10 protein-coding genes are annotated in these 13764 nt (G+C 33.9%); 8 read left to right on the top strand and 2 right to left on the bottom strand.

What is annotated here, in order from left to right; all coding sequences use genetic code 11:
• Positions 1–65 precede the first annotated feature (65 nt).
• Positions 66–1010: a T9SS type A sorting domain-containing protein gene (locus KMW28_RS21070; RefSeq protein WP_169662384.1), complete on the top strand. Its 945-nt coding sequence runs from the start codon at positions 66–68 to the stop codon at positions 1008–1010.
• A 115-nt stretch (positions 1011–1125) separates the two neighbouring features.
• Here the strand turns inward: KMW28_RS21070 and KMW28_RS21065 are convergent, their stop codons facing one another.
• Positions 1126–2100, bottom strand: coding sequence for a helix-turn-helix transcriptional regulator (locus KMW28_RS21065; RefSeq protein WP_169662385.1), 975 nt, complete (start codon positions 2098–2100; stop codon positions 1126–1128).
• A gap of 110 nt (positions 2101–2210) precedes the next feature.
• Here KMW28_RS21065 and KMW28_RS21060 point away from each other — a divergent pair, with 110 nt between their 5' ends.
• The 7 genes from KMW28_RS21060 (at position 2211) to KMW28_RS21030 (ending at position 11273) form a co-directional block, all read left to right on the top strand.
• On the top strand, positions 2211–2777 hold the full coding sequence (locus KMW28_RS21060; protein ID WP_066216099.1) for a hypothetical protein: 567 nt from the start codon (positions 2211–2213) through the stop codon (positions 2775–2777).
• A gap of 288 nt (positions 2778–3065) precedes the next feature.
• On the top strand, positions 3066–5141 hold the full coding sequence (locus tag KMW28_RS21055; protein WP_169662386.1) for a DUF4493 domain-containing protein: 2076 nt from the start codon (positions 3066–3068) through the stop codon (positions 5139–5141).
• Positions 5142–5148: 7 nt separating this feature from the next.
• Positions 5149–6336 (top strand): DUF4493 domain-containing protein, encoded by a 1188-nt coding sequence (locus KMW28_RS21050; protein ID WP_169662387.1) that lies wholly within the window; start codon positions 5149–5151, stop codon positions 6334–6336.
• 2 nt (positions 6337–6338) lie between these two features.
• Positions 6339–8447, top strand: coding sequence for a DUF4493 domain-containing protein (locus tag KMW28_RS21045; protein ID WP_169662388.1), 2109 nt, complete (start codon positions 6339–6341; stop codon positions 8445–8447).
• Between the two features lie 95 nt (positions 8448–8542).
• The gene (locus KMW28_RS21040; protein WP_169662389.1) at positions 8543–9310 is read left to right on the top strand and encodes a hypothetical protein; all 768 of its coding nucleotides are present in this window, start codon (positions 8543–8545) and stop codon (positions 9308–9310) included.
• A gap of 4 nt (positions 9311–9314) precedes the next feature.
• Positions 9315–10634, top strand: coding sequence for a PCMD domain-containing protein (locus KMW28_RS21035; protein WP_169662390.1), 1320 nt, complete (start codon positions 9315–9317; stop codon positions 10632–10634).
• A 186-nt stretch (positions 10635–10820) separates the two neighbouring features.
• Positions 10821–11273 carry a hypothetical protein gene (locus tag KMW28_RS21030; RefSeq protein WP_169662391.1) on the top strand — a complete coding sequence of 151 codons (453 nt, stop codon included), beginning with the start codon at positions 10821–10823 and terminating at the stop codon, positions 11271–11273.
• A 14-nt stretch (positions 11274–11287) separates the two neighbouring features.
• Here the strand turns inward: KMW28_RS21030 and KMW28_RS21025 are convergent, their stop codons facing one another.
• Positions 11288–13642: an erythromycin esterase family protein gene (locus KMW28_RS21025; RefSeq protein ID WP_169662392.1), complete on the bottom strand. Its 2355-nt coding sequence runs from the start codon at positions 13640–13642 to the stop codon at positions 11288–11290.
• Between the last annotated feature and the right edge of the window lie 122 nt (positions 13643–13764).

Below are 13764 nucleotides of genomic sequence, written 5' to 3'. Positions count from 1 at the left end.
TATTCATGCTTTCCCCCTTTTGGTAATGAAAGTCTACTATGACAATAATTATTCAAAAGAAAAAGATGAAAAATTTAATACTATTATCCCTGTTTGTGTTTGTTTGTTTAGCTGGATGTACTTCTGCCAATGAAGAGACTGATATGGAATTTGAGCCTGTGAATCTGATAAAAGAAAAGCTGATAATTGATCATGATTCAGTACATGAAGGAAATTTTGCTAATGAAGATATTACAATTACGAATAATTCTACATTAACAATAAATGGAGGTACTATGCATAATGTAAAATTTGATGTGAAACCTAATAGTCATGTATCATTTAATTCTTTGACTAAAAGTGTACAACTAGTAAATGTAGATTTTAATTTAAATAATGCGAGAGGGTTATGTGTTGGTCAAGATAATTTTACAATTTTATATAAGAATAAACCTCATGTAATTTCTAAGGCTGGTTGCTATGGAAGCGAAGATCTCCCAGTCAATCTCATCTTTTTCAAATCAATAAAAAAAGGTAAGGATATAGAATTAAAATGGGCGACTGCTACTGAGGAGAATAATGATTATTTTGAGGTTCAACGATCTCAAGATATGACGAATTGGGAAACGATTGAAAGGGTCAAAGGTGCAGGTAATTCGAATACAAGAATAAACTATAATTATGTTGATGAAAATGTGCCTTCAGTATCAGGCGTTGTATATCATCGATTGAAGCAAGTTGATTTTGATGGTCAGTCTACATTTATAGGACCGGTAGCCGTAAAAATGGGATCGACCGAAGGAGAGGTAACAATTTATCCCAATCCTGTAGCATTCGGAAAGAATTTGAAAGTGGTGAGTACATACGATCACATGAAAGTACGTATATTCGATGTAAGTGGAAGGACTTACTATAATGAAACGATATTATCGAATTTAACATCCATACCGATGAATTATGGTAAAGGCGTTTTATTTGTAGAAGTACAAAACGGAGCTATAAAAACCACAAAGAAAATAATCGTTCATTAATCGAATAAATAAATGAATAGTGAAAAACGGTAAAAGGAGGATCGCTCTTCACTCATCGCTTTTCACTATTCACTAAAATAACTTACTACGTTTTTCATTTTTAACTTTTAATTTTTCATTTACGATATTTCTTAGGCGCCACCCCATAGTTTTTTTTAAACGCTTTCGAAAAGTGATTAGGGTTAGCGAAGCCCAAAGAATAGGCAATGTCTGTGAGTGAGTTATTAGGATCTTGCAGCATTTTTTTTGCCTGTAACAATCTACTTTGAAGTACAAATTGATGTGGAGGATAGCCAAAAGCCGCCTTAAAATGGTTTCTTAATTTTTGTGGGCTGATACCGTACTTTTCGCAAATCATTTCGGTACTAATTTGTTCATCCAAGTTATCGAGTAGAAAATCTTTTATTTGGAACATTAGTTTAGCATCTACTTTAAAGTTGGCAAACCCGTCATTATCCATTCTATCTTCTAACTGCATAAAAAAGAGGGTAAATAACTGTATGGAATATCCTAATGTTAAACCTATCCGACCCGTATCAGTTTCTTGTAAATCAAATATTTTTTCGATTAACTCTTCCATTTCTAAGGTCAGTAGCTCGTAAAAAAATAAAGGTTTATTATTGACCATCGCTTCAACGAATTTCGGAAATCGATTTCTTGTAATCTTATTAATATCCTCGATTTTTACTCTGATATTAATAAAATGTATCAATTGGTCTTTTGGAATGAAGGATCTTTGAAGTTTATTATTAAAGAATAACATTGCACCGTTGGCTTTTTGATCCTTTATTTTAATAATATCTTTTTCATCATCATAAGACGATAATTCTTTGCCAAATCTTAGGATAAGTGTTTTATCAGATGATTCCTCTTCTTCAAGAATCATATCGATAGGTAAGAAAGCTTTAGTAACACCTACTTCTACCTCGGTTAGATCTGGATAAATCTGCGAATTGATAAAATAATCACCCTCTTCATAAAGAAAATGATACCCATCAAAAGAAGCTGAAGTAAATTGTTCATTAATTAATCGTAATGTCTCTTCCGAACTTTTATGTCCACTAGCGGTAGTTCTAAATATCTTATCCATAAATATGTGGTTTTTGACCTAAAATAAATCAAATATGACCAATAAAACAAAATAATTAAGAAGATATTTGTAGTATCAAAACTTGATTACAGAATTAAAAATATTCTCAGATGCCGATTGCTATAATTACCCAGTCTATAATTTCTGCCATTTCTATCCCGACAGAAGCAGATAATATTAATATTCACCTTCAAAATGGTGACGTTGTTTCTATTACAAAGTCGGAGTGGAAAAAAGGTAAAAAAGAGTCAGACGAAAATAAGATTGTTTACTATAGAAATAAAGAAAAACATGAAATTTTAAAGTCTGATATTGATCATGTGCGCTATGAATCTTTAGATACATACGACAAGACAGCAGATTTTATGGAAGAATATGCAAAAATTGAAGAAATAGACGAAGATGTTTTAAAGTATTACAATACTAAAAGACATAAAAAGTCGAGGACTTCTCAAACTTTTGCAGTGGGAGCAGGCACAATTGGATTATTAGTAAATCCGTGGTTCTTAGCGGTAACACCTTTACCTTGGTCACAAGCGGTAGGTACAATGAAAGATGTAGATTATCAGTATTGTGTCAAAGGAAAGGAGTGGAAAGAACTTAAAAAAGAAAGAAAATTATACGTTAAAGCCTTAAAAGAAAAGGCTAAAATGGAAAAAGATAATCGAAACAGTTAATGCAGAGAAGGTGTTTACTCCTCTACACCTTATCAATTTATTATCCGAAAGCACACTCAAATATTGGGTGTGCTTTTTTTATGTTTTTATTCTTTAAAAAATAGTTAATAATTAAATGACAATGAGGTAAAAACCAAAGATTTAAATTAGTTTTGATCGAGAAACCTAATTTATTATCTAAGAAAAATCAAAATCTAAAAAAGCGATTGCAATAACCTTCCTTGAGGACAAAATAGTCTTTTTTATTAAACTAAATCATACTCTAATCCATTAGAGAAAACCAAAATTATGAGTAAACTTAACTTTAGGAGATTTTGTCTCTTTGGGTTACTTTTTATTTTTTTATCCTGTACGAAAACTGAGTGGCTAGAATGTCGTTCAGGTTCTGTATCACTAAAACTAACCCAGGAGAACGAAAGTAATCTTAGACAAACTCCCGATCTATCAATTCAATCATTTACTATCAACATTAAAGATGATCAAGATGAAATTGTAAAAAGTTTCGATCGTTATGATGAAGTAGATGAACAAATTTATTTAGCTGTTGGTAAATATAAAGCCGAAGCTTTTTCAGAAATTATGGAAGAAGCAGCTTTTGATTCACCAACGTACGCTGGTATCAAATCATTTGAAATCAATGATTTAAGTAATACACAAGTAAATGTGGTATGTGCGCTCTCGAATATCAAAGTTTCAACCACTTTCTCTGACAATTTTAAAGAGGTTTTTCCAAAAGCCTATGCTTTAGTACAAAATGAAAGCGGTAACCTTCACTTTACAAATGAAGAAAGTAGAAGCGGTTACTTTAATGTGAGTAGTCTGCTGGTAACAGTCTACACACTAACTGATGAGAACAAAGAAAGAGTACTTCTAACACATCGTGTTGATGAGGTGGCACCAAGAGATCATTACATTTTTAATTTCAATACCGAAGAAGGTGATACAGGTATTGATATTGAAGTAGATGAATCGACAGACTACAAAGAAATTCACTTTACCATTCCGCAAGATTGGTTAGAAATGGATCTTCCAACAATGGATTCTGATACTGATCTTGAAGCACCGATTGAATTTGTGGAAGGCACTACTACACCTTTGAACCTAACTTTCGAAGTTCCTGGTAGCATCACCCAATTAATCATGGTGGTTGATGACGCAGAAATGCTTCAAAGAGGATGGCCGAAGATGATTAACCTTGCTGATTTGTCGGAAAGTGAGAAAACGTTTTTAGCAGAAAAGGGAATCACTTATTCGGATAAAATCCACGGGGAAACATCAGCTAGTATTTCTTTAACGGAAGGTTTAAAATACTTCTTATCTGACGAGAATCAATCAAAAGATTATCAAATACACTTTTTGATTCAGGATTATTTCTTTCCAGAGGTTGATTTACCTGTTAATATAAAAGTGAATCCAGCGATACTTCATGCGTCTATCAATGATTATGAAACGTGGTCTCATTCTTCTGATGTTCATGTAAATGTTGAAGAGGGAAATCCAGATTTTGTGGGCATCGCTTATAAAGAAAAATCAGGTGATGTATGGTTAAAAAATATGACTCCGATCAGTCAAATTGATAAGGATTTAGTATTTAATGTTTCGGGGCTAAAAGATAATGTAGAGTATGAGTTTAAAGCGGTGCAAAACTTGAATAGTTCTAGCATTGCTGAAGCTAAAACGGAAGAGGATTTAGGAATTCCTAATCATGATTTCGAGGATTGGGTACTAGAGAGATTTGGGATTATATCTCAAGTTTATTTACACCATGTTTGGAACTCAAAAAATGGAAGCCCTTGGGCAACTGTTAACGAAACAACAACAGGTCATAGAGGTACTTTTACAAATAGTCCTTACGAAACTTTATCAAGTACAGTTAGGGATGGAGATGCAAAATCTGGAAATTATTCGGCTAAACTTTATACTGTTGGTTATGGTAAAGGTAGTAAAGCAGGCAATCCAGTTCATAAAGCAGCAGCTGAATTGTTCTTAGGAGAATACAATAAATCATCAAAAACTAGAACATATGGTATTCCTTTCATTTCTAGACCTGTCGCTTTAAAAGGTTTTTATAAATATCAGCCATTTAATGATGATCAGTTTATTATAGAGGTGACTGTAGAAAATAGAGATGGAGGAAATGTAACGGTTCTAGCTCATAAAGAATTTATTGAAAGCGAAAGCTTCTATGATTTTAAAGAATTCAATATTCCTCTTGAATATACACTGCCTTTGAAGGCGACACACTTAACGATTAATATCAAATCAACCACAAAATCTGAAGGAGAACTAGAAACAGAATCAAGAGATGGGAAAAATCTAGGTAGCGAACTGTTGGTTGATCAATTATCACTAGAATACAAATAAGATAACAATGAAAACTAAGCATATAATTACTTACGTTATCAGCATTTTTTTAGCATCATCTATTTTTTCATGTAGGATGATGGAATCTGCCGATTTAGATATTGGACACAAAAAAGGAGAAGTTGCTTTTAATATTGAGGGTGACGATTCTTTAATTCCTGTTACCTATGCGAGAACTAAGGGAACAATGGATATTAGCGATTTCTGTGTGGAAATTAGAAATGAGAATGGTGTTTTGGTAAAGTATTTTGAGAAATTTTCAGAGATGCCTAATCGTCTTGATATGAAAATTGGGCAATATTCTATTAAAGCATTATCGCATTTAAAACAAGAAAATGCCGCTTTTGATGCACCTTATTATGAAGGAGCCACAACGTTTGAGGTTAAAGAAAACGAAACTTCAGATGTAGAAGTAACTTGTACTTTATCGAATATGAAGGTGAGTGTGAATTATGATCCAAATTTTGAAACTTACTTTAAGGATTATCATGTGGTTGTTTCCAACGGTATGAAATTAGGAATGTTGGACTTTACAAAAGCCGAAATTCGTCCAGGATACTTTCAGGTAAATCCTTTGGAATTAGAAATGACGGTGATTACTCGTGATGATCAAACGTTCTCAAAAACCTTTACAATTAAAGATGTCGCTGCTAGAGATCATCATCAGATTACTTTTTCCCCACAAGTGGGTGATAGCGGTATCTCAATTGAAATTGATGATACAACAAACGATAAAGAAATCGATTTAGATGTACCTAACGAAGATCTTGATCCGGATGCTATTATCAGTATCGAAGGGGATGGTTTTGATATTGATCAACCACTAGAAATTTCTGAAGGAAATGAACCTGCTGTTGTTTTAAATATTGAAGCGGGTAATGGTATCGATGCTTTAAAAATCAGAATTGAATCGGACATTCTTACTCCAGAAGAGTTAGAAAGTGTAGGCTTAGTAGAAGAGTTTGATATTGCCAATACTGACCCTGATTCGGAATTGGGACAAGCACTAAAAGCTTTAGGTTTTATTGGTGATACTCCTATCAAAAATCAAAAAGAAATACAATTTGATTTAACTGAATTTATGCCTCTTTTAACCATGCTTGGGACAGACGAAACACATCATTTCCATGTCACTTTGATTGATAATTATGGAAAAGAAGAAGTAAAAACACTAACAGTTAACGTCATTCCATAATCATGAAAAGATATAATTTAAAGTCTTTATGGCTGCTCCTTATCGTCTTTTTGATGTGGAGTTGCCATAAGAAAGACGATGAACAACTAGCAGAAGGAACGCTCTCTTTAGAAATTAGTAGACAAGCGGTGATAGAGGAAATGTCATCTGCAAGAACTAATGTCGAACATTTTAATATCAGTATTTATAATCAAAGAGATGAGCTTGTTCATTACTTCGAAAGATATGATGAAATGCCTTCAGAGTTACCTTTAAGAGAAGGTAGTTATTCTATTAAAGTGGCTTCGGGAGATGATCTTCCTGCTGCTTTTGATTATGCTATTTACAGAGGTGAAACAGAGTTTTCTATCAAGGGGAATCAAACGAATAAAGTGAACGTTTTGTGTACTCAATCGAATGTAAAAGTAACTGTAGGATATACCGACTTTATTAAAAATGGATTTAAAGATTTCTCGGTAGAGGTACATACAGAGGAAGGAAACTTACTTTTTGAAAAAGAAGAAGAGAAAGCAGGTTACTTTAAAATAACTCCAGATTCGACGCTTCATTTCACAATCAATGTCACTAACCTTCAAGGGAATGAATTCTCTAGAAGTATGCTCATTGAAGATATCAAGCCAAGGGAACATTATCATGTAGTGTTTGATTTGGAAGGTATCGGTGGTTCGGCCAACATCAATATTAAAGTGGATGAATCGACCAATGATAAAAAGTGGGATTTTGAAATGCCTATCCACCCGAATCATATTCCTGTAATTACAAGTGAGCAATTCGATTTTGATAATCCTCCTAACATTAGATACTCCGATGGAATGGAGTTGATCTTAAAGGTAGATGCATCTGTTGATTTATCTTCTGTGATGTGGACATCAGAAAGTACTTATTTTGCAGACCAAGGCTTACCGAAACAGTTTGATATACTTCATCCGACTCAGGAACAATTACAAATTCTAAATGCATTAGGTGTAGTTGTCTCGACTGTAGGTAACGAAGTGAACATCAATTTATCTGAATTGACAAAGAAGTTACCTACCAATGGTAGTCAGCCACTTATTCATGAAATTGAATGGAAGGCAAGTAACCAAGAAGGCATCAATTATATTGTAAAAACACCTTTAAGAGTCATTCCTTTAGGTAAAAATGTGAGAACATTATCTGTGGATGCATGGGCTAAATTTGCCTATTTATATGGAGAATATAATGACCTAGAAACCTCTGAAATTGTTTTCCAATATAGAAAAGTGGGAGCTGTAGATTGGGAAATAATCAATGCAATTGATGTAGAAAACGATCACTTGTACTCTGCTCAAGTTTTAGGTTTGGAACACAATACAGATTATGAATTTAGAGCATACAGTTCTGAAGAAGTGGCTGGAGAAGTGATACAGTTTACAACTGAAGAAATAGTACCTGTGCCATATATCGATTTCCAAACGTGGTTCCAAGTAGGATCGGGAAATAACTATTATCAATTACCAGGAAATAGTTTAAACGATTCTCCATGGAGGTCGGGCGATAAGGGAGCGGCCGAATTAATAATATCTCAGTATATGAAGACGGTATTGCCAAAACCTTCTATGGATAACCCAGAGTTTGTTCGTTTAGAAACCAGCGAAGCTATGGGTTTCAAAGCTGCAGGTTCTTTATTCTTAGGAGATATTCAAGGAAGTAGTTTTGATGTAGTGAAAATCAATTTTGGAATTCCATTTACTTCAAGACCAACTAAGTTCAGTTTCGAGTATCAATACAGTCCTTTGATGTATGATGGTAAAATGGACGAGTTAGATGCCTATCTAATTCTTCAGGTAAGAGAGGGCGATAAACGTTATCGTTTAGCCACTGCTTGGTTACGATCTGATGAACAGAAAACAGAATGGATTACTGCAGATTTAGAAGTGGTTTACGGATATGATAGCTCTTTAGAAAATTACATGTTACCAAAACGTAATTTTGTAGAGAATCCAGAAGAAGGATTCTATCCTGATGTAAATGCAAAGCCAACGCATTTACTGATTGTATTTTCTTCTTCGGCACACGGGGCAGATAAAAAATCTGCTGCGAAAGGAACTATATTCGACATTAAAAATCTAAATATAGGATACGAAAAATAATTTATCAGAGTTAGTGGTGTCTCCTCATATTGAGGGGGCATCTACTAATGATGATGGGTGAACAACAAACAATTAAATCAAATTTACTATTTAAAATGAATCTTAAATTTTTAAGAGTACTGAGCGTACTTTTACTCATTTGCTTTTATCAAAATGGATACGCCCAAGAGGAAAAAGTAAAAAGGAGCGAAATGTTCGACCGTGGTATTGTAAACCGTACCTTCATCCCCAAAGGTCAGTGGTTAGTAGGATCCACGTTTAATTATTCAGAGCACGACAATAACAACTACAAATTTCTGATTATGGAAGATTGGGACGGTAGTGGTTATAACTTTCAGGTAAGCCCATTCTTTGCATATTTCCTAAAGGATAACTTTGCCATAGGTGGTCGTTTTACCTATAAAAGAAGCAATCTTGATATCGATCAGATGAATATTGTTATCGATGATGATTTGTCGTTTAATATCAATGGGGCACATCAAATTTCCCACAACTTTTATTCTACATTTTTTATCAGAAACTATATCCCATTAGGGAATAGCTCACGTTTCGGTTTATTTAACGAGGTGAGGTTATCGTATGGATATGGTCAGTCGAAAGAAATGACGATTGGAAGTACCCCTGCAGAGACACATGGCGTTTACTCTACGATTAACGAGTTAAATATTGGTGTAGCTCCAGGTATGGTAGCTTTCATTAATGATATGGTCGCATTAGAGGTGTCGATTGGCGTTTTAGGCTTCTCGAACAAATGGATCAAACAAGTGGAAAATCAAGTAGAAGAGGGCGATAGAAGAATAAACAAAGCAAACTTTAATATCGACATCTTCTCATTAAATATTGGCTTAGCATTCTACCTATAAATCAATGAAAAAACTATATAGATTAACCGTACTGACCGTTGTATTTTTGGTCACATCTTGTATCGAAAACGATATTCCATATCCAACTATTTTTGGAGAATTTCTTCACTTTACTGTCGAAGGTCAAATTGGAGCAACACTAATTTCACCAGAAGAGCAAAAGGTAGTTATACGAGTTCCAGATGATATGGACCTTACTAATATTACGGTAGATAGTGTGGCCATTACGGAAGGAGCTACAGTAAGCCCTAATCCATTGGAGGTAACAGACTTTTCTCAAAAAGTAGTTTTTAAAATCGATACTTACCAAGAATATTTCTGGGAAGTGTTCGTAGAAACTGCAGCAGAAGAAGTGAACGTGACACAGTTCGAAATTGAAGGTCAGATAGAATCAGTAGTTAACGATGGAAGTAAAACCATTCGAGTAACCATGCCAACAGGTACTGATTTAAGTGATCTAACAATTACATCTTTTGAATACACTCCAACCACTGCATCTGTAAGCCCAGATCCATCTGTAACACATGACTTTTCAGGTCCTGTGACTTTCACTTTCAATAATGAAGAAGTTTGGACAGTAAATGTACTTCATGATGGCGAAGTAGTTGAAGGAGATCAAGTACCCTATTCTGATTTCCAAACATGGTTTAGAGAAGGAACAGATCCTCGTTCGTTTTACCTTCCAGGAAATTCTCTGGATGAAAACATTTGGAGATCGGGCGATAAAGGAGCAGCTGATTTAACGATCAAGACTTATCCTCAAACTGTACTGCCTCATCCATCTATGGAGGCTCCAGAATATGCTGTTTTGGAAACAAAAACTGCTGTTGGTGTGATCGCAGCAGGGTCTTTATTTGTTGGAGATATTCAAGGTAGTGGTTTGGCAGATGTTAGAACAGATTTTGGTATTCCATTTACTGATCGACCTATTTCCTTCACCACAGATATTCAATATCAACCGAAAATATACGGAGATAACATTATAGATAAATGTGATGTTTATGTGATTCTTCAGGTTAGAGAAGGCAGCGGAGATGACGAAAAGCGTTATCGTTTAGCGACAGGTTGGTTCCGTTCTGACGAAGATATGAGTGATTTTAAAACGTTGGATATCCCGATGTTGTACGGTAATCACTCTTCTTTAGAAACGTTTATGATGCCAAGTGCAGCCAATGAAGAAATGCCAGAACAAGGCTTCTATGAAGATCCAACGGCTAACCCTACACATATTATTATTGTATTTGCCTCATCTGCTGATGGAGCAAACTTTAATGGTGGCGTGGGTTCTAAGTTGAAGGTAAAAGGTATTGAGCTAAATTATTAATCAATTTATCTCTTACATAATGATAAAGAAAGCAGCCTTCGGGTTGCTTTTTTTCGACTAACAACACCAAACCTCAATAATCAAAATCATTGTTCGAACTCTCTAACTCTATTAATTTTATAAAAATTTACAGCTGAACTTCATTCCGTTAAACTTAAAGCCTAATATCTATCAAAAACTAAACGAATGAAGAAACTTAATCTTTTTAGTATTGCATTATTTGCAGTGCTAATGTCCTGTAACAGAGAAGCCAAAGAAGGATCAGTTGACAAACAAGTATTATTCGAATATTCAGAAAACATTACTGATGCTCTCTCATGTGGTGGTTCGAATTTGAAACTTTACTCAGACAATACCTTTGAACTTAATTATGTATCAAGTGTGTATTTGGAGGAGGATAAAGCAGAATTTGAATTATTAATTGATAATTTCAAAGGGACGTATCAAAAAGATGAGAACAAGGTCACTGTTCAAATCATAGAAGACGAATACACTCTTTACAAGGGAGGTGTTGTTGAGAATTCTGGAAATAGAACGTTCGAAGATATCGGAAAAGAAGTCATCTTTCTGAATAAATACATCAGTGGAGCAACCAATTTTGATGATTGTATCGATGATTACTTTATTCTAACAAAGTAAAAATAATGGGGAGTTTAATGATACTCCCCCTCTTCACGGTCTCTTTCACCAATTTCGATATTCATCACTTTGAGGTGGCTGTAAGTAGGTCTTCCTGGAATATTAGCTTCAGCAATTATATCATTTATATAATAAAAACCGTCTTTATATTTTTTGTAGGTCACGGATAGATTACTGAAAGAGAGAGGTTCTAATGGATATTTTTGGAAGGGGTAATAATGTTGCAACCTCTCTACATCGTGAACGACTGAATACTCTACTTTTGTAATGGCGTAATCTTCAGCATTTATATAAATCGTGCCATAAAAAGTTTTCGGTTCTAGAATAACTGTGCTTCTAAAACTGTTCTCTTCAGTATAAAACTTTAAGGCATATACTTCTTTTCCATCGATAAAAATAACATCAGAAAATTCGAAATCGTATTTACCGAACTTACTCATATTTAGGAAATTGTTATGTCTAACATTAACGATATCATAGCCTAATAAATAATTGCCATATTGGGCAAGATTCATTTTCTTCTCATCTAACTTTGTTAAAACCAAAGGCTTATTTTCTATGGAATCGATTGGGCAAGAAGAAGCTTCTAAAACTTTTCTAAAACCTGTATATCGCATAGGAAACATCATCTCCGATTTGTATCCGTTTTTATCGTAGACTTCAAAATTTATTTTATAGAAGGAAGTCGTTCCATCTTTTAGGTAGGTATGAATAAATTCATTATCAAAGTATTTGGTAAACGGTCCCTGATAATAATTTTTTGGAATTGATTTGATTACCTTCTTTAAAATACTCTTAGCTGTCAAAGGTTCACTTGATATAGTTAAAGTCGACATTTCATCTACTTTTTGTTGAAGAAAGATTTCTAAATCCATATCCGAGGGAGCAATTTTAATAGTTTCATAACCAATTGAAGAAATGATAATGGAATCTTGAGGTGAAGGGATGGCGATATCAAATTTTCCGTTCATATCTGTGGCAGTACCTCTTTTGGAATTGGTCGTCACAACACTCACTGAAGGGAGTATTTTCTTTGTTTTTTCATCGTATACAATACCAATCTGATTTCTAATGGACTTTTTATCTTTTAAATAGATGGTTGGTATAACAACTTCCTCTGTATTCTCTAATTGGAAAGAGTAAGTTGTTTTTAAAGCATCATTTTGCAATTCTACCGGCTTAATTAATAAACTTTCTCCACAATCATATACCTTATGTTTTGCCAATTTGAGTTGATTGACAAAGAACATTCCATCAAAAGCTTGTGACCAATCTGCTGTGAGTGGTTTTACATTTTTTGGTTCATCATAGCTAATTACGGTACTGCTTATTTCTTTAGAAGAATGTAGTGGATAAAACCCATATTTATTTCCTGTTGCATAAAACTCTTCTTCTATAGTTTCAAACCGATCTACATCTTTAATTTTTCCTGTAAATGCCAAAACATAGGCAGCATCTCCTAATTCATTTTTAATGTAACTACCCATAGGATAGAATTCGTCTAACTCCTCGTTGTACCCTTTCAGTCTACCCATAATATGCCCGGTGGCTCCCCAAACGATCATTTTCTTATTTGGATATTTGTTCAAAAGATAGAGCATATTTTCACCCATCAGTCGGTCTCTGATATTACTGTCTTTTGCCTTGAATTCCTCTTTCGTTTTTTGACCTGGTTTATTGTAATAATAGTCTTTCGCTGTTTCTATCAAAAAGTATAAAGTCTGCACTAAATCGTCTTTCTGATGGGAAGAGGATTTATCTACTTTTTCTTTTAATTGATTCGTGATTTCGATAAAACGATCAATATCAAAGGCTGAAGGCAAATTATATTCATAGATATGTACCATGAAATCATTCCATTCCTCAAAGCTCAAATCATTATCAAAAAACGGTAAGAAATCCTCTCTTAGGTATGTTTCTACATAATAACCACTTAACTGATTATCCATTCCTAAGACTTTAATAGAATCATATTTTTCGGCTACATAATCCATAAAAGGATGAAACTCTTCGTTCCCATGCCATATCTGGAAAATACTATTGGTATAAGCAAACTTTACACTCTCACCTTCTTGTATTGCTTGATGTGATTTATTTAAATCATAAAATCCACTTTCGAATACAACAATATCAAACCCCATTGTTTCATGGAGCATTTTCATGACTTCAAATTTTGCTGAAAATACATTGCCATGAATGTGATCGGGCTCACCCAAAAGTACCACACGAGCATCTCCAATATCCTCCTTCAAAACATCAAATTGATGATAATCGAGGGTATCGAAATAGAAAAAATCGTGTTTATTTTGAGCATTTGATTTTAAAAAAATAAGAAACAATAAGGGGAAAAAGAGAATAGTCTTTTGCATGGTAGAAATCGAAAGAGTTTTAGTTTGATAATCAAAGTAATGCAATAATACAAAAAACAATTATTTATACCTCTATCAGAAATACACAACCCATTGAAAAACCAAATCCCTATATGTATTAG

This window comes from Flammeovirga yaeyamensis (assembly GCF_018736045.1).
Lineage (GTDB): Bacteria > Bacteroidota > Bacteroidia > Cytophagales > Flammeovirgaceae > Flammeovirga > Flammeovirga yaeyamensis.
This window is presented reverse-complemented; position numbering and strand designations above follow the sequence as displayed.